At 70.3% G+C, this 286-nt stretch carries 1 protein-coding gene; it reads left to right on the top strand.

Going from position 1 to position 286, the window contains the following annotated elements; translation table 11 throughout:
* Window positions 1–208: RES family NAD+ phosphorylase (locus tag EN852_RS39940; protein WP_135879983.1), on the top strand; the 208-nt coding region annotated here is incomplete at its 5' end.
* Window positions 209–286: the final 78 nt, after the last annotated feature.

The raw sequence follows: 286 nt of genomic DNA, 5'->3' as shown, positions 1-286 counted from the left end.
GGCGGAAGGGCGGGCGCTGCGGGCCTCGGGAAGCGACGGGCTGGTGTGGAACAGCGTGCGCATGCCGGACGGGGAGTGTATCGGCATCTTTTGGCCCGACGTCATCGGTGTCCCGGTCCAGGGCCGCCACTACAGTTACCACTGGGACGGCGGCCGCGTCGACTGCGTGCGCCAGCACGACACCGGCAAGGTGCTCGAAGTGGTGTGAGCAGGGTAGGGCGGCTTGTCCTCACGCCAACGCCGCCGCCAGCAGTTTCGCCTGCGGCGTCAGCGCCTCGAAGCGGCG

The organism is Mesorhizobium sp. M2E.F.Ca.ET.209.01.1.1, assembly GCF_004010375.2.
Taxonomy (GTDB): domain Bacteria; phylum Pseudomonadota; class Alphaproteobacteria; order Rhizobiales; family Rhizobiaceae; genus Mesorhizobium.
Note: the sequence above shows the minus strand (reverse complement) of the source record. Positions and strands in the feature narration are given on the sequence as shown.